We start from the raw sequence: 23447 nt of genomic DNA, 5'->3' as shown, positions 1-23447 counted from the left end.
TTAACAAATTAGAAGGTGAATCTAAATGTCAAAAAGTAAGACAGAACAAAGTCCTGTTCGATTCAATCAAAATTTAGCATATTTACTTGAACAACACGACATGTTCTTAAATGACCCAAATTCTGTTTCTGATGAAATGAAAACATTATTTGGTGAATTATCTTCAACTCAAAGTGATGCGAATAATGGCAATCAGGGAGGATTAAATGGGCTACATGTTAAAAATTTAATCCGTTTAGTTGATCATATTAGGACATATGGCCATTTGTATGCAGATATTTATCCAGTTCATGAACCAAATCGTGAAGATTTACCATCGATTTCATATGAGAGTCATGATTTAGATGAAACGATTCTTAAATCATTACCTTCTTCACTTGTATCTGATCATTTCAAAGATAAAGAGAATGCATATGAAGCAATTGAGCATTTAAAAGATTTATATCAAGGACCTATAGCATATGAATATACGCACATTAATAATGATATGGAACGACAGTGGTTAAAGGAAACGATTGAGCAACATGACAAAGTTGAGATGAATAATGATGAAAGAATATCATTGTTTAATCATTTAGCGAAGGTTCAAGGATTTGAGAAGTATATCCATAAAAATTTTGTTGGTGCAAAACGGTTTTCCATTGAAGGGGTAGACTCACTTGTTCCATTACTAAAAAAATTACAACAACTTATGGCAGTAGATCAAATCTCTAATTTACAAATTGGAATGGCGCATAGAGGGCGTCTAAATGTGTTAACACATGTTTTAAACAAATCATACGAAATGATGTTGGCAGAATTTATGCATGAAAATCCTATTGATTATAACGAAAATCCAGAAAAATTGTCAGTAACACAAGGATGGACTGGCGATGTGAAATATCATTTAGGTGCCACTACAAAAACGAATGAATTCGATATTGATCAAACAATTGAACTTGCCAATAATCCATCACACTTAGAAATTACAGCTCCAGTTGTACTTGGTAAAACACGTGCGACCCAAACTTCTGATGAGACTAATGGTCAAGTCGATTACAACAAATCCATTGCTGCTATAATTCATGGAGATGCTGCATTTAGCGGACAAGGTATTGTGGCTGAAACTTTAAATTTAAGTCAATTACCTGGCTATTGTGTCGGTGGTACAATTCATATTATTACAAATAATTTAATTGGATTCACAACTGAGCCAGACGATGGAAGAAGTGGCTTATATTCATCTGATATTGCAAAAGGTTATGATGTGCCAATTATTCATGTTAATGCTGATAAAGTAGAACATGTGCTTAGAGCAGTTGAGGTCGCATATTTATATCGCCAAAAATTCAACAAAGATGTAGTCATTGATTTAATTGGATATCGTCGTTACGGTCATAATGAAATGGATGAGCCTATGGCGACTAATCCATTATTATATAAAGACGTTAAGTCACATGACCCAATTGATGAATTATATGGTTCAATTTTAGTAGAAGATGGTGTGATTTCTGAAGAAGATAAGAGTACAACAATTGAAAGTGCATTCAACGCTATGAAATCAGCTCATCAAAAGATTAATAAGTCTGATCAAAATAAAGATGCGTCATTACGAACGCCTGAACATATCAATTCAGGGTATAAGCAAATCGATACTGGTGTAGATTTAGAAACGTTAAAACAAATTCAGAACGATTTAATGAATTATCCAGATGATTTTAAAGTATTTTCAAAACTGAAGAAGATTTTACAACGTCGTAATGATCCATTTGAGAAAGAAACTGGAAAAGTTGATTGGGCTCATGCTGAGGCGTTAGCTTTTGCTTCAATTTTACAAGATGGTTATCCAGTGAGACTGACAGGTCAAGATAGTGAACGAGGCACATTTGCTCATCGCCACGCTGTATTACATGATGAAGAAAGTGGTAGAGAATTTACACCGCTACAACACATTACAAATGCTAAGGCACCATTTATTATTCATAATTCACCGTTATCTGAAGCTGCAGTTGTTGCCTTTGAATATGGTTATAACGTTCAGAAAAAGAATGCATTAACGATTTGGGAAGCGCAATTTGGTGACTTTGGTAATATGGCACAAATGATTTATGACAATTTTATTTCTGCATCAAATGCAAAATGGGGAGAACAATCTGGTTTTGCAATGTTCTTACCACATGGATATGAAGGGCAAGGACCTGAACATTCATCATCTCGTATCGAACGTTTCTTACAAAGTGCCGCTGAAAATAACTGGACTGTTGCTAACTTAACAAGTACAGCGAACTACTTCCATTTATTACGTCGACAAGCACATCATCTTGATACAGATGTTATGAGACCACTAGTACTTGCTAGTCCAAAGAGTTTATTAAGAAATCAAACAGTTGCAGATACAATAGATCAATTTACAACAGGCCACTTTAAAACAGTGATCATACCTTCATATAAGAAAACAAAGGTTAAAAAGTTGGTCATTGGATCTGGTAAAGTCATTATTGACATTAAAGAAGCTCAAAAAGAAGAAAATGATGAATTACTTATCGTAAGTCTTGAGCAAATTTATCCTTTCCCGACTGAAAAACTTGAAAGCTTAATTAAGGATTTACCAAAACTAGAAGAAGTTGCATTCGTACAAGAAGAACCACGCAATATGGGCTTCTATAGCTTTGTCCGTCCTTTATTAAGTGAAATGTTGCCTTCAAAAATAAAAGAGTTAACATACATTGGGCGTCCAAGAAGAGCTTCAACTTCAGAGGGAGATCCTGAAATGCATAAGCATAATCAACAAGATATTATCAATTTAGCATTAAAATTATAATTATAAATTAATGGAGGATTATTAATATGGTTGAAATTAAAGTTCCAGAATTAGCTGAATCAATAACTGAAGGTTCGATTGCAAGTTGGTTAAAAAGTGTTGGTGACTTTGTAGAAGCAGGTGAAAATTTACTTGAACTTGAAACAGATAAAGTAAACGTAGAAGTGATCAGTGAACATGCAGGTGTTATTACAGAGCTTAAAGCAGAAGAAGGCGATACGGTTGAAGTAGGAGATGTTATCGCAATTGTAGATGAATCAAAAGATGCTGATGATGCTGGAGATACTTCAAATAATTCTTCTGAAAATGAATCTAAAAAAACTCCAGATAATGATACTTCTTCTAAAGATTCTAAAGAACAAAAATCCGAGGAAGTTTTGAAAGAAAAAGAATCATCAGAAAGTAACTCTTCAAATGGTGAAGAACGTATTGTCGCTACACCATCTGCAAGAAAATTAGCACGTGAAAAAGGGATAGATCTTTCCGAAATTAATGCAAGTGATCCTCGTGGATTAGTTCGCTCTCAAGATGTTGACAATCATAATAGTAAACCTAAGAAAGAACAACCGAAAGAATCTACTAAGCCAGCCAATCCAGAAAACCCTGTTGTTCGTGAAAAAATGTCACGTCGACGTAAAACAATTGCAAATAAGCTTTTAGAAGTTTCTCAATCTACTGCAATGTTAACAACATTTAATGAAATTGATATGACAAATGTTATGGAATTACGTAAACGTAAGAAAGAAGCTTTCCAAGAAAAACATGATGGTACTCGTTTAGGCTTTATGTCATTCTTTACAAAAGCATGTGTAGCAGCGTTAAAACAATATCCTGCTGTAAATGCTGAAATTGATGGAGATGACATGATCATGAAGCAATTCTTCGATATTGGGATTGCAGTATCTACAGAAGAAGGACTTGTTGTTCCAATCGTTAGAAATGCAGAACGCAAAAACTTTGCTGAAATCGAACAAGATATTAATGACTTAGCATTAAAAGCTAGAGATAAGAAACTTGGTTTAGATGACATGGTTGGTGGTTCGTTTACAATCACAAATGGTGGCGTATTCGGCTCATTAATGTCGACTCCAATTATTAATGGAACACAAGCAGCAATTCTTGGAATGCATACAATTCAAAAACGTCCTATTGCTGTTGATGGAGATAAAGTTGAAGTTCGTCCGATGATGTATATAGCTTTAAGTTATGATCATAGAATTATTGATGGAAAAGAAGCTGTTGGATTCTTAAAAACAGTAAAAGAACTTATTGAAAATCCAGAAGATTTATTACTTGAAGGTTAATAAGATTTAACTCATATAATTATTGAATTCAAATTATATATTGAAATTTAACAAAGGATAACGTAAGTGATACGTTATCCTTTGTTTTTTCAAAAATAAATCTAGCATGTTATAATAATATTAATCTACATACTTAAAGGGTGAATCTCATGTATTTAAACCATCATGTTGAAATTATAGTTAAAGATAATAAAAAAAGTATTAATTTTTATCAAAAAATATTAGGATTAAATCTAGTATTTCATGAAACAATGAAAAATGAATCACGAAATATAGATATTGCAAAACTTTCACTTGGTGATGAGTCATCATACAGTCACATTAAATTAATTGAACAACCAAATGCACCACAACATAAAACAGGATATAACGATATTAATGCGATCAGTTTTAGAGTCCCTTCAAATGAAAGTTTATATTATTATGCAGAACGATTAAATCAATTTGATGTTGTTCAGTATAAGCTAGAAAAAAGAAATGGGCACTATGTTCTCCCTTTTAGAGGACCAGACCACGAAGAACTATATTTAATCTCAAATGAACAAAACATCGGATTACAAACGAGTATTCCGGCTGATCACTCAGATATTAATCCAATCCATCAAGTGAGTGGTTTAGGACCCATATATTTAACATTAAGTGAGCCAATTTTAACAGGATCTGTATTAAAAGAATTACTTCAAATGAAAAACAGCGCTGATTATTTAATACAAGGTGTTGAAGGTAAAGTACACGTCTTTGAGATGGATGGTAAAGGACATGGTGCAGAAATTCATATCATTACAGATACCAAAACTAAAACAGCACATGGTGTCGGTATGATTGATCACTTTGCGATTCAAGTTGAAGCGCATGATGATTTTATTGCACTTGAAAATCGGATAAATGAAATTAAATTGCCTTATGAAAAAGTCAATGCAGAACAATATGAATCAATTTTTATACGTGATATGAATAAATTATTAATTGAAATAGTAGATAATGAACCAAGAGAGTAAATTGACTGATTAATAGTAATCAATAATTATAAATATTAAGGAGTAATTTATGGCAGAATATAAATGGCAATCAAAAGAAGCAATTAAACAAGTTAAAGTTAAACATAAGGACTCTAAAAAATTTAATGTAGATACATCTCTAACTATGGATAAAGTATATGATGTTGTGAATGAAACAGAAGAATATTTATTTATAATAGATGACCATCAAAAAATCGGTGGATTTTATAAAACATATTTTGATGAAGTTTAAAGTCTAGAAAATATAGCATAAATTTGATTAAAAGCGATAACATTAAGTTATTGCTTAATTTTTTTAAAGGTATGGTGAATATGATGATTAAATATCAAAATAGAGATCAACAACTAATTGATGATGCAATAAATATTGTTAAATTAGGCAAAAATTTATTGTTAAAAGGACCGACAGGTACTGGTAAAACAAGGCTTTCCGAAAATATATCTGACTCTTTATCGGCAAAACAATATAGTGTGAACTGCAGTGTCGACTTAGATGCTGAAAGTTTACTCGGGTTTAAAACGATAGAGACAATTGACGGTGTTCAGCAAATTGTATTTATTGATGGCCCTGTCATCAAAGCGATGAAAGAAGGGGCTATACTTTATATAGATGAAATCAATATGGCTAAACCTGAAGTGTTACCAATTTTGAATAGCGTATTAGATTATCGTCGAAAATTGACGAACCCTTTCAATAATGAAGTTGTAATTGCGCAGAAAGGATTCAATGTGATTGCTGCAATTAATGAGGGATATGTTGGAACGATGCCAATGAATGAAGCGTTAGTCAATCGTTTTGTTGCGATTGAACTGAAATATATAGATGGTGAAACATTAAAACAAGTGCTTATTGATCAATCTATATTAACAGATGAACAAGACATAGAAAAAATGATAAAACTTAACGAATTACTTATAAAAATGGTTTCACAACACCAAATATCAGAAGAAGTTGCTAGTGTTAGGGCATTAATAGATGCATGCGATTTAATGACGATTATGCCATTTGAACGTGCAATTGAAAGAGCTTTAGTTTCTAAATTAGAAACGGATAGAGAAAAAGAAGCAATTCGTCAGTTGTTCGAGTTGATATAACAATGAGTCATTCATTTATAAAGTTTAACGATGAGCGAATAGACCCTTTCAAAAAAGAACTACTAAATGATTTAGTGAAGCTCTTATTAAACGATTCTGAATATGAGATTGTATTTGGTAAACATGGTTATATAGACCCTGTAAACAAAGTATTGTTTACACCTTTTAAATGGCGTCATCGAAAAGATGAATTTCGTCTATTAAAAGGCGAGGTTGTCATTCAAGCAATGCAATATAATACTGAACAACCTGGGATTTTTGAAGATGTAATTAAATTAATACAAAACGAAGAATTACAATTCCCTAAATTATTCTTTCAAATCTACTTAGCGATGGAAACCTATCGTTCAGTATCACTTTGTCAAAAACACTATTCAAATGGACAAGATTTATTAAATATATATATCAATCATGTCAAAAATGATGCAAAGAAACGTATTATAGCACTTCAAAATAGTGGTCGTATCGTTGATCAACATATCGCATTTGTTATATGGTATCTATTTAAAGATACCGATGAAATGACATCGTCACATATTAATATCGAATCAAGTGTTGAATTTGATATCGATAGAATTGTTTTAAGTTTAAAAAACGTTAAACACAAAAATAGTGAAGATAGTTTCAATTACACGTATGCGCTTTATCACGTTATTTCTAAAGAAGTAAATAAAGATGGTTGGGAAGAATTTTTTCATCGCCCTAAAACTTTTGAATATATAAATCAACTTCAAAAGAACCAATGTAAAGAGATTAGCGATTCTGATGACTCAAATGATGTTTCTGACAAAACAAAAATTAAACAAGAAGCACGTAAACAAGACGAAGCCTATTTAGAAATGGAAGTGGATAGTGAAAACTCGATCAATGCGAATGATGCAAATCGTTCTGGTGATTCCACTGATGATATGACTGAAGTGACATTAGGTAAAGGTCAACAAACTAAAGATAAATCTACGAGCATTGAATTAGATACTAATGAAGATGATAAAAATTCAATCAATAAAAATGCGATACTTATAGAAAAGAAAATTGATTCTGATATTAAAGCAGAGCTTGAATACGATCAAGCATTAAATAATGTTAAAAGCAGCATTAATGAATTGGCAACTGTTATGAATAAACTTTTAGATAAAAAGTATAGTGATAAACGTACACATTTATCAAAAGGAAAGTTAGGTAAAGATTTGATTCCATTAGTTACTAAAGAGTCAATCCATGTTTTTGATAAAAGAGATCAACCTTCAAGAGATATTGATGCAACATTTACATTGTTAATTGATGCAAGTTACAGTATGGAAAATAAATTGGAATACGTTAAAGATTGTGTAATATTATTCGTTGAAGTTCTTAAAAGGTTAAATATTAAACATGAAGTGTATTCATTTTATGAAGATACATTTGATTCTGACGATAAACAACAACCGAATTATATGCATCAATTTATTGATTACAATGAAAGCTTATATTCGAAGCCAAATGCATCAATTATGAATATTAAAGCACATGATGATAATAGAGATGGATATATCATTCGGAAAACTGTTGAAAAGATGAAATATCGTACAGAAAAGAACAAATTCATTTTACTATTTTCAGATGGTGAGCCGTCTGCCTTTGACTACGCGGATGATGGAATTGTTGATACTTATTATGCCGTCAATGAGGCGAATGATGAACGTATACAAATTATTAATTTATTCATTGATGATGGACCGATAGAGGAGAGTGTCCAACAAACTATCAAAAATATATATAAACACAATGCTATATTCATTGATAATTTAGATAATTTAAGTGATTATGTCTATTCTACATTAAAAAAATTATTGATTTATTCAATATAACATTGACATGAATTATATATATGGTATTATCTAATAAATAGAATTTTCAGAAATTAAAGGTGGTCTCACAATGAATAAAAGAGTAATACTTGTTGGATTTACATTATTTGCAATATTCTTTGGAGCGGGTAACTTAATATTCCCACCAGAAGTTGGAAGTAAAAGTGGTACTGCCTTTATCTTTGCCATTATTGGATTTATTTTTACAGGTGTTGGATTACCTTTACTCGGTATTATGGCTGGAGCAGTTAATAAGTCAGGTTATCGTGGTGCATTTAAAGAAATTCATCCACTATTTAGTCTCATTTTTCTAATGGCAATTTATTTAACAATTGGTCCATTTTTTGCAATTCCAAGAACAGCAACCACATCTTATGAAATGGCGTTATTACCTTACTTAAATACTCCATCAAACATAAGTTTATTAATCTTTACGATACTCTATTTTGTTGTTACATTATTACTTGCTTTATTTCCAAATAATTTAGTCGATAAAGTGGGTAAATATTTAACACCAACGATGTTAATAATTATTGTTGTGTTATTAATTTTAAGTATTGCTAATTTGTTTGGGGTTAAAACACAAAGTATCGATTCATCGTATGAACAAGTAAATCCTTTTTTCAAAGGATTTACAGAAGGATATTTAACAATGGATGCAATTGCTGCAATTGCATTTTCAACCATCGTATTAGGTAATATTAAAAGTGATTTTCCTAATATAACTGAAAAAAAATTATTTAAGTTAACTTTTAAAGCATCTATGGTTGCGGCTTCTTTACTAGGAATTATCTATTTTGCATTTTCATTCGTTGGGAATAAATATTCTTTCTCCAGCCAAGAACTTTCATTAATTCAAGATGAGAATCAAAATATGGGAGCTATAATATTAACAGGTATTACTGATCAACTATTTGGCTCATTTGGACCTATTGTGCTCGGTGGATTAGTCACATTAGCTTGTTTAACAACATCTGTAGGTCTCATTGTAGCGGTTAGTAATTTCTTCCATGATATTTTTAGTAAAATACCATATAAAACATATGTAATTATGTTTACATTAATCAGCTTCATTCTATCGAATCAAGGATTAGAAGCTGTCATTAAAACAAGCATACCAGTATTATTATTGCTTTATCCTATTGGTATGAGCCTAATCTTAATTATTTTGTTAACTAAATTTATAAATATTCCAACTAATGCTGTGAGAATTACAACAGCGTTAGTCGTACTAATTAGTTTACTTACCGTATTAAATACTCAATTTGGTATTGTGGAATGGATTAATATATTACCTCTTGCTAAAGAATCAATGGGATGGTTTATTCCAATGATTGTGACATTAATCATAAGTACATTGATTTTTAAACAAATCAATAATACTCACTATTTTTTAAAAGATGAATAACTATAAAATCCCGCGTGTCTATACGCGGGATTTTATATATTTATTTACTATGTTGAAGTTTTAATAATTCGGACTTAAGTTCTTCTTCTAATCTTTGCAATTCTTTCTCACCTTGTTCACGTTGTAGTCTTCCGTTATGTTGAATTGTAATTGTTTCTTTAATTGTATCAATAATATTCGACTGAGTATTTTGTAGTGTCTCTATATCGACGATTGATCGTTCGTTTAATTCAGCTGTTTTAATCGCATTATCTTTTAACATTTCTGAATTTTTATTGAGTAGTAAATTAGTAGTGTCTGTAACTTGTTGTTGTGTTTTTGCTGCATTTTGCTGATTCATTAATGACATTGCAATAGACATTTGATTTTTCCAAAGTGGAATGCTAGTTAATATTGAACTTTGTATTTTTTCGGCAAGAGAGTGGTTCACATCTTGTATCATCCTAATTTGAGGAGCAGATTGTAATGTAATATTTTTAGATATTTTTAAGTCATATATCTTTTTATCTAAACGATTAATATAACGTTCTAAATCAGTAATTTGTTGCGCACCAATTGCATCATCTTTTGTTAAATTTAATCGTGCTTCTTTTAAATCATTTTGTACTAAATCTTGCTTCTTAATTTCCGCAGCATGGATCAATAGGTCTAATTGATCATAATATGACTTATTTTCATTATATAACTGATTTAATAATTCATTATCTCTAATTAATTCAGATTTTGATTGGTTCAGTTCAATTGTTACTTTATCAATTTCATGTGATATATTTTTGAACCGAGATAATAGTTCTTTTGTTGAGGACTTTGCTTTTGATAGCAGTTTTTTTAGTCCTTTTTTTTCATTCTGTTTGAGCTCAGAAGGGTCAATTTCATTTAATTTTTTCATCAAAAACTGTAATTGTTGTTCAATTCCATTTTGTTTTGATTGTTCAACTTTTTTTAACATTAATTCAGAGAATTTTGTCAGGTGTCTTTGTTCTTCAATGCCATACTCCATAATCGTTTCTTCTTTTGATGGGTCTAAAGATATGATCATTTTTTCAACTTTTTGCTCATCTTCTTTAGTAAGTTCCTTAGACATGAATGCTTCAATCGATTGTTGATTGAAGTCATTATGACTAGTATTAATATTACTCACAACCTCATTTGAGCCTTTATAGTCAGTAGGAACTGTATTGTTATTATTTCTATTCATTCGACTTAACTGTTTGTATTCATTGTTCATTGTGATCCCCCTGTGTTAATCTATGCTGAGCCATAAGCGCCTCTTCAATTTGATATGCATTATAATCAGGTTTATTGACTTGTTTCAAATCTGCATATAATGTTCTTTGCATCTCATCAATCGACCATTGTATCTTCTTAATTTGTTGGTGGTCTTCAGCAGTCTTATTCGGTGTTAGAATGAGCTGTTGATATGAATGTATCATCTTGATCACACTAGGTAAGTGAGCGTAATAATAGTTTTCAATCAAGAAAAATCTTTTAGGGTCTTGTTTTACTATCGTATTGATTCGATTGACTGTTTGATATAACGTAAATAAAGATTTAACATCTTTAAGTCTACGAACATTTTTGAACATTTGTCTTAATTGTCTAATTTCATCTCTACTATTGGATAGTTGCTTTTGAACATATCGATATTCCTTTTTTGTTAATCCTATTTTTTTATAAAAAGATTGATCTAATGTTAATTTAGTTGGCAAATAAGTCGTCAATGAAAATAATACCCCAATCATCATGTCACCTAAAAACATCACATCAATTATTGTATTAGAAACCATCGTTACAATGATCATTACAGGAACACTTATAAAGCTTGCAACCCAATTAGATACTGGCTTTTTCATAATTTCAATCCTTCTTTATTACGATTAGAATTCGATGATTTGATTTAAATTTATTCAAATAATATCGAATGATGTGAAATAGTCATTGGTTTCACCATGCTCTATTTTTATATCATTTACTTTACTAAAAGGTGATGGTCCTTTTTTTACACTCGTTAAAAATTCATCTATTCGATTACAATTCCGATCAATATATATTTCGACATAGTCAGAAACATTTTCAACGGTACCCGTAATACCTAAACGATCCGCTTGCTTCTTGGTATATTGTCTAAATCCTACACCTTGAACGCGTCCATGCACAGTGATGTGTATATATTCGATGGTAATCACTCCTTGACTTCATTATAATCTTTAATTCTTGAAATCACCAATATATCGTTTTATAATTGTATGCATTGAAAGAAGGGGCAATTATGGGGTATCAAATTTGTATTATTAAGTCTGACTTTGAAGGTTGGTTTTTATTTGACGATTGGAAAGATTATATCATTCATTCAACAGAAGTAATTTCAGATATGGATAGATTTATCGATATATATCAATCTCTTTACACACAATATTCAAAATGTAGAAATCAAATTAAAATAGGGGAGTACGACATTCTCTCAATGAGTAATCCTAAAGAAGTTACTTATTGTGAAAGTTGTGAAGAAGATTTACAAATATATTATAGCTTCATTATATTAAAAGATAATGATGTTTGTAACAGTCCTGTAAATTTGAGTGGGATAATTTAACTCTTATTTTACAATTCACATATTGAAAACTGTAACTCGAATGAGTATAATAGAACATAAGCAATAACAGTTATTCCATAGTGTAAAGAGTATGTTTTACGCATAGTTTTTCATATGCGAATATTTGTCTATTGAAACATTTTTATTTGGAGGAATTTTTTTATGAAACAAGGTACAGTTAAATGGTTTAACGCAGAAAAAGGTTTTGGATTTATTGAAATCGAAGGGGAAAACGATGTATTCGTTCATTTCTCAGCAATTAACCAAGAAGGTTACAAGTCATTAGAAGAAGGCCAAAGTGTAGAATTTGAAGTTGTTGACGGCGATCGCGGACCGCAAGCTGCAAACGTTGTTAAACTTTAATCATATAACAATACCCCTGAATGACACATGTCATTCGGGGGTTATTTTTGTACTGAATTATAATAAGAACTCATGAACGAGTTCTTAATAAATATTAACAGTTGTTTTATAAAATCCCTTGCTCTTTTAAATATTCTTCATACGTAATTTCTTTACTCAAACCACCTTCATCTAAATCAACGACACGGTTTGATATCGTATTTATAAATTCAAAATCGTGTGATGTAAAGAAAATAGACCCTTTAAAATTCTTCAATCCATCATTTATTGCTGTAATACTTTCAAGATCAAGATGGTTTGTTGGTTCATCAAGCAGTATAACATTTGCACCAGATAACATCATTTTACTGAGCATACAACGTACTTTTTCGCCACCACTTAGAACGCTAGGTTTCTTTTTCACTTCTTCACCACTGAATAACATTCTCCCTAAAAATCCTCGTAAGAAAGTTTCTGTCTGTTCCTCAGGTGGAGCATATTGACGCAACCAATCTACTAAGTTATCTTCATTTGTATCAAAATATTTCGCATTGTCTTTAGGTAAATATGACCTTGTTGTAGTAACACCCCATTCAATAGAGCCTTCATCTGGTTCTATTTCTTCAGCCAATATTCGAAGTAGAGTTGTCTTTGCAATTTCACTTTCACCCATGATGATCACTTTATCGTTTGGAGTTGCTGTAAATGAAATATTGTCTAATACTTTGATACCATCTATGGTTTTAGAAATATTCTTTACTTGTAGTAACTCTTTACCAATTTCTCTATCCGGTTTAAAGTTTACAAAAGGATATTTTCTAGAAGACGGTTGTATATCCTCAAGTTCAATTTTATCCAACATTTTCTTTCTTGATGTTGCTTGTTTAGATTTTGAGGCATTCGCACTGAATCGTGCAACGAAATCTTGTAATTCTTTGATTCGTTCTTCTTTTTTCTTGTTTTGCTCTTGTGTTAATTTTAATGCAAGTTGACTTGATTGGTACCAAAAATCATAGTTACCAACAAATAATTTAATTTTACCAAAGTCTAAATCTGCAATATGCGTACACACATTATTTAGGAAATGTCTATCATGTGATACAACGATTACTGTATTTTCAAAGTTTATTAAAAACTCCTCAAGCCATTGAATTGCTTTAATGTCTAGACCATTAGTGGGCTCATCTAGTAAAAGAACATCTGGATTACCAAAAAGAGCTTGTGCAAGTAGAACTTTAATCTTTTGATTATTTTCTAACTCAGACATTGTTTTATCCATTAATTCATGTTTAATACCTAATCCTTTGAGTAATGTCTCAGCATCGGCTTCAGCAGTCCAACCACCCATTTCACCGAATTCTCCTTCTAACTCAGCTGCACGGATACCATCTTCATCGCTGAAATCAGGTTTCATATAAATATCATTTTTTTCTTTCATCACACGCCACAATTCCTGATGCCCTTGTAATACGACATTGCGTACAATCTCATCTTCATAAGCAAAATGATCTTGCTTTAAAACAGCTAATCGTTCATCTTTACCTAATGAAACATGACCTGTCTGTGATTCAATTTCACCAGATAAAATCTTAAGAAATGTCGATTTACCGGCACCATTTGCACCAATTAGACCATAACAATTGCCTGGTGTGAATTTAATATTCACATCTTCGAATAACTTTCGATCACCAAATCTTAAACTAACATCTGTAACTTGTAACATATGTAGACCTCCTAAACGTTGTCTATACTTTCTTTAATTGAAGTATTAAAACCTCTAACCCTTATGCATTATAACACATCTATTAGTATATGAATAAGAGTATACATGATATAATACAAGTAAATATTATATCAAATATATAAATATTAATTATAAATAGATTAAGGTGGAAATTATATGACTGAACTCATTGGACAGTTCCATGAAGCAACTGTTGAGGCAATTGAAACATCCAGTATTACGTTAACCGTAGAAAACACACAAATTAAAATGAATCAATCTGAAATAGATGAAAAGCAACACATTAACGTTGGAGATACCATAGAAGTGTTCGTATATTCTTCACGAAAAGGGGAGCCATTCGCAACGACGCTTAAACCATACGTGACCACTGAATATTATAGTTATGCCCCTGTTATTACGACTTCAATGGATGGAGCTCACGTTGATATTGGATTACCACGAGAAATTATAGTACCATGGCAAGACTTGCCAAGACTGAAAGATGTATGGCCACAGCAAGGTGATGAAATATTGATCACATTACGCGTTGAATCTGATGGAATGATGTACGGTCGATTAGCGAGTGAAACAATTGTTTCTGAAATATTCGAACCTATTGATAAATCAAAGGAATCTGAATTTCAATCCAAGCGTATTAAAGCAAGACCATATCGTTTACTAAAAGTTGGTACGTTCTTATTTAATGATGACAAACAAAAGTGTTTTATCCATGAAACAGAACGAGAGGAAGAGCCTAGACTAGGGGAAGAAGTTGAATTTCGAGTGATTGGCATTAATGAACACGGTGAGATTAACGGATCATTTCTACCACTCGCTCATGAAAAAATGGATGATGATGCAGAAGTGATTTTAGATTATTTGAAATCACATGATGGTTATATGCCATTCAATGATAAATCAGATCCGACTAAAATAAAGGATACATTTAATATGAGTAAGTCAAGCTTTAAGAGAGCATTAGGTCGTTTATATAAAGCGAGAAAAATAGAATTTAAACATGATCAAACGTTTTTGAAATAAGGTAAGCCATAAAATGGCTTACCTTATTTTCATATATACATGTTTTTTTACTTATTGTCTATCTCATCAGTCAGTCTTTCAAGTTCATCAACGAGTGAACCTATATAATCGATTGTTTCAATCAACGGTTGATCTGTTGTAATATCAATCCCTGCTTTTTTTGCAAGTTCTACAGGTGTCAAAGTATCTCCAGATTTAAGAACTTTTAACCAATCGTTGACAGCAGTTTGTCCTTCCTTTTCAATTCTGTTTGCCATGACCGTTCCAATCGTAAGTCCAGCAGAATAAGTATATGGATATAGCCCCATATAGTAGTGTGGTTGTCTCATCCATGTTAATTCATGGTGCTCTGGAATTTCGATATCCTCTCCGAAGAAAGATTCTAATACTTCACGCTTCATTGTGTTGAGCTTCTCAGCAGTAACACTTTCTCCAGATTCAATTTTTCGATACACTTCTCTCTGATAAGCAGCTTCTAATAGATGCGTCACAAAGTTATGATAATACGTTCTAGAAATGATGGATGCAATGACCCAACGTTTGAATCTCGGATCATCTGATTGTTTTAATAATGATTTCGCCATTAACATTTCGTTCATCGTAGAAGGCGCTTCAACAAAGTATAGAGAAACATCTGTATCAAGTATATTATTGTGCTTATTCGTTAAATCAAAATGACCTGCATGACCAAGTTCATGAGCCATGACAAATACTTCTGTCATCAAGTTTGTCCATGTGATGAGTACATATGGATGTGATCCATACGGTGTTGCACAAAAAGCTCCTGTAGATTTCCCTTTATTATCTACGAAATCAATCCATCGATGATTATAAGCATCTTCAACCATTTTAATATAATCTTCTCCTAGCGGTTTCAATGCATTAATAACATATTCTTTAGACTCTTCAATTGAGATTTCAGGCTCAAAATCAGGGTCAAGTGGTACTTTCATATCCTGATACGTTATTTTTTCCAAATTATAAACTTTTTTAATCAGTTGACCATACTTTTGGATAATTGGTGAAAGTTTTTCCATAATCGTATCAATTTGTCGATGATATAAACTTTCATCAACTTTTTGAGGTTTCAATAAGTACTCTGTAACATTTTTATAACCTCTTAAATCACTCATGTTTTTTTCCATCTGTAAGTGAATATCATAAGTTTTTGCTTGAGTATGTTCGTATTGTTTTAACGTGTCATAAAAAGCAGTGTATGCTTTACGTCTAAGCTCTGTATCAGGGTGCGATTCTAACGTCCCTTCAAAACTATTATACGTTAACTCAATTTGCTCACCATTATATTCGAGTGTAGGGAACTTTATATCTAATAGCTTCGTCGTGTCATAAAGTTCATAAGGCATAGAGCGTTCGCTTGATAGCTGTGCTAATGTCTGTTCAACGTTTTTATCTAAGCGATACGGTTTTTCTTGTTTTAACCAATAGATGAAATTGGCATAAGTAGATTTGTCATTAATGATTTCATCTAATAGTTGGTCATCTTGTTCTAATATTTCGGATTCAACAAATGATAAATTAGACATCATCATCCCATAGCGTTTATTAAACAAACTATATTCTGTTTGATATAAATCATCTGATTGATCTGTAGCGATATTTAAACTAACGTAATTACCAAGGCGGGTGATTTTCTCTAACAAGATACTATATTCATCCAAACAATTATTGATAGTCGCTTTAGTCGTTAATGTTTGATTGAACTGCTCATGAAATGATTTTGTCTCATCGACAACGTTTGATAGTTGTTCGTCAAACGATCGGTCATTGAGTAATACATCTGATGTATCCCACGTGTATTTCTTTTCAACATCTTTTCTTAATGGAGTCGTCATATTAACATCCTTTCTTTTATCGATATGTTTAATTATACATAATTTTTAGAATTTAATAAATCAATCTGTGATTAATTTTCATTATAGACTAACAGTTAAATAAATCTTTAAATCACTAACACTAAAGCCTTACTGTACAAAATAAGGCCTCAATTTATGTATGAAGATAACAATCTGTAGACTTATTTTACAATTAGGGCTACATTTTACATAAACCTACGAGAAACTGTGTTCTTATTCAAACCTGTATAATTATAGTTTTGATAATTTTAAGTTACTTTACACAATATTTACAATGGTTAAATAAAATATTTACATTTTATAGTTATGATGAAGGTATGATTATTTATAGATTGTATTTTAACTGTCCTTTTAAATAATCATCTATATCATTTAAAGGAGGAAATTATACATATGAAAAACACTATTTTGAAAACGACATTAGCTTTATCTATGCTTGCTTCATCGTCCATTGTACTCCCTGAAGTGACGTTTGCAAGTGCAGGGGGAGTCGTCCAAGAGACTGCTTCTGAGAAGAAATTACAATTATCACTACAATCTCGTTTTAAGAGCGGTGCAGCGTTTGATGAAGGCGGAACTGAAATTGTTCAGTATGATCCGAAATCCCAAAACATGTATTCAATAAATGGTGATGAAGGGTCTTTAGATGTCATTCACTTAGGCGGGGTTGGCCAATCTAAAGAAGTTGAATTGACGAAACGTATTAAATTAAGTGATTACGGTATTGAATCAAGTGACGTTACAAGTGTTGCAATCCATCCGAATGGGGATTATATTGCAGTGGCAGCGCCTCACGAAACAAAAACAAATGATGGCTATTTAGTGTTATTGACAACTGATGGGGAATACATTAAACATTTCTCTGTCGGCCCATTACCTGACATGGTGATTTTCTCACCAGATGGCAAACATATTTTAGTCGCGAATGAAGGGGAACCAAATGATGATTACACAATCAATCCAGAAGGTTCAATTAGCATTGTCAAAGCGAATAAATCAGCAAATAAAATTACTCAAAAAGATATTACAACGACTCAATTTACAAAAGATTTAATGACGGATGATATTCGTGGAGTAGGACCAGATGCAGATGAGCATTATTTAAACTTGGAGCCTGAGTATATTACAGTGGATTCTAAAGGGAAATATGCATACGTCACTTTACAAGAATCAAATGCCATCGCTAAAGTTAAAATTGCATCAAATACAATTGAAGAAATTACTTCATTAGGGTTTAAAGATTATTCTAAAGCAGGAAATGAAATTGATGCGAGTGACAAAGATGATGAAACAACTCTTAAAAAGCAACCTGTACTCAGTATGTATATGCCTGATGCAATTGCATCATTCGATATGAATGGTGAAACTTACTTATTTACAGCAAATGAAGGGGATGCTCAAGACTATGATGGGTATTCTGAAGAAGAGCGTGTGAAAGATATTAAAGATGATATTAAATTAGACGCATCACACTACGAAGGTTATACTCAAGATGAGTTGGATCAACTTATAGAAGATGGATTATTTAAGAAATCAAACTTAGGTCGCCTTAAAACAACTACAAGTCATCCATTCATTAATGAACATGGTGAACATGAAGCAATCGTCGGTTATGGCGGAAGATCTTTTTCAGTATGGAATGGTAATACGATGGAGCAAGTGTTTGATAGTGGTAATGATTTCGAACGCATTACGTTAGAACAAATTCCTGAATACTTCAATAGCAACGCTGAAAGTGCGACAGAATTTGAATTAGACGCGCGCAGTGATGATAAAGGTCCTGAACCTGAATCGATTGAATTCGGTGTTGTTGATGGTGTGTCATACGTATTTATTGGATTAGAACGTACAGGTGGTATTATGGTTTATAATTTAACAAACCCTGAACAACCTGAATTTGAGACATACTTTAGAGATGATTCGAACACAGATGTTTCACCTGAAGGTTTAACGTTTGTAAGCGCTGAAGAATCTCCAACAGGATCAGCAATGTTATTAGCCGCACATGAACTTTCTGGAACGGTGGCTGTATATAACTTAGAACGTACTGATGTAGAGTAATTCAATTATTATGTAGAGTTTATAAGAGAGGCATTTCGAAAAAGAAGTGTCTTTCTTATACATACATTACTTCCTATAATATATATTATGTTAACCAAAATGTAAAATAATCTATCTGCATTACTGTAAATAATAATACAGATAGATTATAAACCTTTATTTATTTACTTATACCTTCATTATACTTTGTAAGTTTTCACTTTCTTCAATTGCAAGAATGCTTTATAAGCTAATTTATTTACAGGCTTAACGAAGTCACCAACATATTCTTTAACGTAAGCATTGAATCCTTCTTTGAACTTGATGACACCCGCATCCTCAGCATCCTCACTGAAATCACCCGTAATACCGTAGAAATTATACTGGTCTAATCCTTGGTCAATGGTATATTTAATCATTTCCCATTGGATGGCATAACTGCCTGCGTAATGTCTAAACTCATTGGAAGTACCTCCAGCAAAGTAAACGACCTCATAATCAGTTTCATAGAAAAATCCAGCTGATACAGGTAATTCATTGCCATATTTCTCTTGAGCTGCTGTTAATTCTTCAATTTTTTCCAGATGTGATTTTAACTGTGTTCTTAAGTTTTCTATTTTATTTTCAAGCTTTTCTTTCTGCTTATCTGTTAGATTTTCTTTAGTTTGTAAATCTTTTTCTGCTTTTGCGATATTTTTGTCGAGTTTATTTTCTTCTTTACGTTCTTTTGCAACATATTCATCAATATCAATATACGCCATTGGAACCTTCACTCGATCACCATAGTAGTCATATGAATCATAGTAGTAATCATCTCCACGATCTTCAAATGATTTCATTTCTACAGTGTCTTTCATAAATTCACGGAAGATTGGAAGTTCTTCTCGTGATAAATATTTTATTTTAATTCCATTTTTCTCAGTCTTTTTAATGTTACGTTGACGTAACTTATCCATATTATTGAATACTTCTTCTTTTGTCTTGCCTTTTACATCTAATACTGAGTCGAATCGATGTTGTCTTTTGCCGTCATAGCCAATATGGAACCCTTGATGTTCATACCCTAATTTATCTAAATGTTCAATAATTGATTGTGTTCTATCCGCATATGACTCTAGTATATTTCCTTTATGATCTCTTATATTATGAATAATGTATGGATCCATTCTTATATGAAGTGCATTATGTTGTTTCAAAAATTTATCTAATTCATAGAAGAAAATGTCTACAACTTTAAAATTAGTGAAGTCTAGTATTGGTCCACGTGTTGCATAAAAATAATTAAACTTCTTTAAGATTGGTGTCGATGTTAAAATCGTCGCAGCAACAACTTCTTGATTGTCATCAATTAATCCTATACGATACATCGTTGAATTGGTTTTATCATTTCTTAAATCATATCGTGCATTTGTTTGTGAAAAATGGTACATATTTTTTGTTGTAAATTCCTCAAATTGCTTATCTGTTAATTCTACAAATTTCATATTATTTCTCCTATTATGTAATGTCATATTGTATTTAAGTTGTTATTTCGTTTATATATACGAAAATCATGATTTTTCGTTTGATTAGACGAAAAACTGTGATGATGTTAATATATACTCATACTATATATAACCAATTATAAATCATTTAATCATAAGCTGTCATCCAAATAACTATTTTTAAATCAAACTTTTATTTAAGGGGTGTCATATGTATTCTATTTTAATCATCGATGTTTCTGGAAGTACAGATTCTCGTTTTACTCAAAAAATTTCAGAAGTTTTATTAAACTATAATTTAATACTTAAAGATGTTTTGAAAGATAATAACAATAATGATACTCAACACTATATAGATTTTCGTATGGGTGATGAACTGTTTTTTATTGGTAAACAGACAGATGCAATCATTATTCAATATATGTTGCAATTACTATGGCCTTTTGAAGATGCACAAATAAAAGCTGCAATGTTTACACAGTTAAAGTCATTTCCATCTGGCAATATTGAACAATGGAATTCAAAAGATGCCAAAATTGTTCGCAATACATTAGATCACATTAAATCATCAGAACATATTCATTTTGTTCATGCAAAACACGAACAAAATGATGAAATATTTACTGCATTATCAATGTATCAAACATCTATACTCAATAGATTATCTATAATACAGAAATTCTTATTTTTTAATAGTTATCAGTTTGATACACAAACTGCATTAAGTGAATATGCCAAAAAAAGCAACTCGACGATTTCTGCTCATCTTTCTAAAGGTGAAAAAATGCAATTAGACTATATATTAACCACGATGATTAATTATGTCAACATTAAGGATCAATATGACGACGTGAAAGATATATCATTAATCAAAAATATATCTTCACATCCAATCGCCAAGGAGGCTTTATTTTGGGGTTAATTATACTTTTATCAACAATTGCAGTCATTCTTTATATTTTTAGTGGCCTGTTGATCAAAATGTTCTTAAATTATGTTATCGATAGAAAACCGTTATCCCTAAACGACAAACAAACAGATCATATAGGACTTTTTATCGGATATTGTGAGCGGTTTTTGATTATTTTATTTATTGCGAATGATCAATATACTGCTATGGGATTAATCATAGCAGCAAAATCAATTTTGCGATTTAATTCAGGACAAACAGATCAGGACGATGAAGATATTGTTATTCAGAAAAAATCAGAATATATACTCCTCGGTACACTCGTTTCTTTAGTGTTCGGTGTGATTATTGGATTGATTATTAAATATATATTGACTTTACTTTAACGATAATAAAGTTATACACGGTTCGCATATTCTCCTTAATGATCACCACTTACATTGATATTGATATTGAAAGTTTCTTTAAACGTACATCAAGCAATGACAGGACTAAGATTCTTGTCATTGCTAATGTATTTAATGAATAAACTAGTGTATGTTTTGTTCAGTCCTTATTGCTTTGTATTTTTAATTTTTAATAATATTATTGATTTACATAATAAAATTATTTGTTTTATTTTTTATGTCCTGCAATTAAGTTCTTTCTCTCTAATGCAGTCCCCGATTGACCATATGCTGTGCCTCTCATAACCGCTGTTTGACCATATTTCTCTTTAATTCTATCCATCGTTTGGTCAATAATGCCCTGTTTTAAGTCTGTTGAGTCATCAAATAAAGTCATCTGTTGTTCACTTTTGGGAATAAGCCCTGTCAACGAAATACTCACCGTTCTAATCATTCGATGATGATCTACATGCTGATATATATACTTCCAAACAACCGATACAATCTTTTCGGTTAAATCCGTTCCATCATTAATTGTTTGTTGCTTAGCGATCTTCTCACCATCACTATATCCAATAGAACATTTAATCGTTCTTGCGAGCAGTGATTTACGACGCAACCGATAACCTAATACTTCGGCATGTTCAATAATAATCGCTTTTAATTCCTCTACTTTATAATCTCTCATTAAAATTTGGCTTTTACTAATGGACGGCTTGAAAATTTCTCCCTTCTCACGAATAATACTTTCATCTATACCATTCGCATGCAAATGTAAATCAACACCGATGATACCAAAATCTCTTTTTAAATATTCATACGGATATTGCGCAAGATCTCCAATCGTAAAAATCCCTCGTTTGTTCAATTTTCGTTCCGTTCTCTTATTAATTCCCCAGAAATCACTCAATGGCTTGAGTGGCCATAAACGACTTGGCACATCATGATATTGGATTCTAGCAACACCAGTTGGATGATGCTTTGCTTCAAAATCAAGTGCAAGTTTACTTAATAGCACATTATCCCCTATCCCAATCGCACAATGAATTCCAGTATCTTCATATATCGTTGTTTTCAATAATTGAGCGAATTCTTCAATCGTCTTAGAAAATAAATGTAATGAATCCGTCATATCAATAAAAAATTCATCGACACTATATTGGTGAAAGTCTTCCGGTGCAACATATCTCAATGCAATCTCTGTAATTCGCTGTGCATATGTTAAATATGTTTTCATCGATGGGTTAATAATGTAGATATCAGAACGAGATGGTATTTCAAATAATCTTGAGCCTGTTTTTATACCAAGCTGTTTCAGTGGTGGTGTTGCAGCAAGCACGACACTTCCTTTACGTTTTGTATCTGCAACGACTGCAAGTTTAGTCGTTAATGGATCTAACCCTTTTAGTATGCACGATACACTTGCAAAAAAACTTTTTTGATCGATGCATAACACTAAGCGTTTAGTACATAAGTGGTAATTATACATCTTTCTATCCTTCTTTCATTCTTTGTACAGAACGTATGTTCTGTTTGTATTTCATATTACTATATATTCTTTTTATTTTCCATAAAAAA

20 protein-coding genes are annotated in these 23447 nt (G+C 31.6%); 13 read left to right on the top strand and 7 right to left on the bottom strand.

Annotation, left to right across the window (positions count from 1 at the left end; genetic code table 11):
• The first annotated feature begins 25 nt into the window (after nt 1-25).
• From EDD62_RS03020 to brnQ, 7 genes are all read left to right on the top strand, one after another.
• Nucleotides 26-2800, top strand: coding sequence for a 2-oxoglutarate dehydrogenase E1 component (locus tag EDD62_RS03020; RefSeq protein WP_123807482.1), 2775 nt, complete (start codon nt 26-28; stop codon nt 2798-2800).
• Between the two features lie 26 nt (nt 2801-2826).
• Entirely contained in the window at nt 2827-4104 is a 1278-nt protein-coding gene (odhB, locus tag EDD62_RS03015; RefSeq protein WP_123807481.1) for a 2-oxoglutarate dehydrogenase complex dihydrolipoyllysine-residue succinyltransferase, read from the top strand.
• A gap of 149 nt (nt 4105-4253) precedes the next feature.
• The gene (locus EDD62_RS03010) at nt 4254-5102 is read left to right on the top strand and encodes a VOC family protein (protein ID WP_123807480.1); all 849 of its coding nucleotides are present in this window, start codon (nt 4254-4256) and stop codon (nt 5100-5102) included.
• 49 nt (nt 5103-5151) lie between these two features.
• On the top strand, nt 5152-5355 hold the full coding sequence (locus EDD62_RS03005) for a DUF6501 family protein (protein WP_123807479.1): 204 nt from the start codon (nt 5152-5154) through the stop codon (nt 5353-5355).
• An 80-nt stretch (nt 5356-5435) separates the two neighbouring features.
• Complete coding sequence (locus EDD62_RS03000; protein ID WP_407922656.1) at nt 5436-6218, top strand: ATP-binding protein; 783 nt, start codon at nt 5436-5438, stop codon at nt 6216-6218.
• 2 nt (nt 6219-6220) lie between these two features.
• Nucleotides 6221-8065 (top strand): vWA domain-containing protein, encoded by a 1845-nt coding sequence (locus EDD62_RS02995; RefSeq protein WP_123807477.1) that lies wholly within the window; start codon nt 6221-6223, stop codon nt 8063-8065.
• Between the two features lie 70 nt (nt 8066-8135).
• Nucleotides 8136-9473: a branched-chain amino acid transport system II carrier protein gene (brnQ, locus tag EDD62_RS02990; protein ID WP_123807476.1), complete on the top strand. Its 1338-nt coding sequence runs from the start codon at nt 8136-8138 to the stop codon at nt 9471-9473.
• Nucleotides 9474-9513: 40 nt separating this feature from the next.
• On the opposite strand, the gene EDD62_RS02985 is transcribed toward brnQ, so the two are convergent.
• Genes EDD62_RS02985 through EDD62_RS02975 form a run of 3 tightly spaced genes read right to left on the bottom strand, consistent with a single transcriptional unit; the run spans nt 9514 to nt 11659 of the window.
• Nucleotides 9514-10701 (bottom strand): toxic anion resistance protein, encoded by a 1188-nt coding sequence (locus EDD62_RS02985; RefSeq protein WP_083705848.1) that lies wholly within the window; start codon nt 10699-10701, stop codon nt 9514-9516.
• Nucleotides 10691-11326, bottom strand: a complete 636-nt coding sequence (locus tag EDD62_RS02980) for a 5-bromo-4-chloroindolyl phosphate hydrolysis family protein (protein WP_123807475.1) — start codon at nt 11324-11326, stop codon at nt 10691-10693. The genes EDD62_RS02985 and EDD62_RS02980 overlap by 11 nt, the downstream gene beginning before the upstream one ends.
• Before the next feature lie 54 nt (nt 11327-11380).
• Nucleotides 11381-11659 carry an acylphosphatase gene (locus EDD62_RS02975; protein WP_249037323.1) on the bottom strand — a complete coding sequence of 93 codons (279 nt, stop codon included), beginning with the start codon at nt 11657-11659 and terminating at the stop codon, nt 11381-11383.
• Nucleotides 11660-11742: 83 nt separating this feature from the next.
• Here EDD62_RS02975 and EDD62_RS02970 point away from each other — a divergent pair, with 83 nt between their 5' ends.
• Complete coding sequence (locus tag EDD62_RS02970) at nt 11743-12066, top strand: DUF1033 family protein (RefSeq protein WP_123807474.1); 324 nt, start codon at nt 11743-11745, stop codon at nt 12064-12066.
• A 162-nt stretch (nt 12067-12228) separates the two neighbouring features.
• Nucleotides 12229-12429 (top strand): cold-shock protein, encoded by a 201-nt coding sequence (locus tag EDD62_RS02965; protein WP_077140292.1) that lies wholly within the window; start codon nt 12229-12231, stop codon nt 12427-12429.
• 106 nt (nt 12430-12535) lie between these two features.
• Here EDD62_RS02965 and EDD62_RS02960 read toward each other — a convergent pair whose 3' ends face one another.
• Nucleotides 12536-14131 carry an ABC-F family ATP-binding cassette domain-containing protein gene (locus tag EDD62_RS02960; protein WP_123807473.1) on the bottom strand — a complete coding sequence of 532 codons (1596 nt, stop codon included), beginning with the start codon at nt 14129-14131 and terminating at the stop codon, nt 12536-12538.
• A 177-nt stretch (nt 14132-14308) separates the two neighbouring features.
• Here EDD62_RS02960 and EDD62_RS02955 point away from each other — a divergent pair, with 177 nt between their 5' ends.
• Complete coding sequence (locus tag EDD62_RS02955) at nt 14309-15175, top strand: CvfB family protein (protein WP_123807472.1); 867 nt, start codon at nt 14309-14311, stop codon at nt 15173-15175.
• Between the two features lie 47 nt (nt 15176-15222).
• Here EDD62_RS02955 and pepF read toward each other — a convergent pair whose 3' ends face one another.
• Nucleotides 15223-17028 carry an oligoendopeptidase F gene (gene pepF, locus EDD62_RS02950; protein WP_123807471.1) on the bottom strand — a complete coding sequence of 602 codons (1806 nt, stop codon included), beginning with the start codon at nt 17026-17028 and terminating at the stop codon, nt 15223-15225.
• A gap of 414 nt (nt 17029-17442) precedes the next feature.
• Here pepF and EDD62_RS02945 point away from each other — a divergent pair, with 414 nt between their 5' ends.
• On the top strand, nt 17443-19110 hold the full coding sequence (locus tag EDD62_RS02945; protein WP_123807470.1) for a choice-of-anchor I family protein: 1668 nt from the start codon (nt 17443-17445) through the stop codon (nt 19108-19110).
• Nucleotides 19111-19289: 179 nt separating this feature from the next.
• Here EDD62_RS02945 and EDD62_RS02940 read toward each other — a convergent pair whose 3' ends face one another.
• On the bottom strand, nt 19290-20573 hold the full coding sequence (locus tag EDD62_RS02940) for a peptidoglycan bridge formation glycyltransferase FemA/FemB family protein (RefSeq protein ID WP_123807469.1): 1284 nt from the start codon (nt 20571-20573) through the stop codon (nt 19290-19292).
• Nucleotides 20574-20784: 211 nt separating this feature from the next.
• On the opposite strand from EDD62_RS02940, the gene EDD62_RS02935 reads away from it, so the two are divergent.
• Nucleotides 20785-21495 (top strand): hypothetical protein, encoded by a 711-nt coding sequence (locus tag EDD62_RS02935; protein WP_123807468.1) that lies wholly within the window; start codon nt 20785-20787, stop codon nt 21493-21495.
• Nucleotides 21486-21869 (top strand): hypothetical protein, encoded by a 384-nt coding sequence (locus EDD62_RS02930; RefSeq protein ID WP_077140299.1) that lies wholly within the window; start codon nt 21486-21488, stop codon nt 21867-21869. Before EDD62_RS02935 ends, EDD62_RS02930 begins: the two co-directional genes overlap by 10 nt.
• Nucleotides 21870-22098: 229 nt before the next feature.
• On the opposite strand, the gene EDD62_RS02925 is transcribed toward EDD62_RS02930, so the two are convergent.
• The gene (locus tag EDD62_RS02925) at nt 22099-23358 is read right to left on the bottom strand and encodes a Y-family DNA polymerase (RefSeq protein ID WP_123807467.1); all 1260 of its coding nucleotides are present in this window, start codon (nt 23356-23358) and stop codon (nt 22099-22101) included.
• Nucleotides 23359-23447: the final 89 nt, after the last annotated feature.

Source organism: Abyssicoccus albus, from assembly GCF_003815035.1.
In the GTDB taxonomy this organism is placed as follows: Bacteria; Bacillota; Bacilli; order Staphylococcales; family Abyssicoccaceae; genus Abyssicoccus; species Abyssicoccus albus.
The sequence above is the reverse complement of the archived record's forward strand: the minus strand, read 5'-3'. Positions and strand labels throughout refer to the sequence as shown.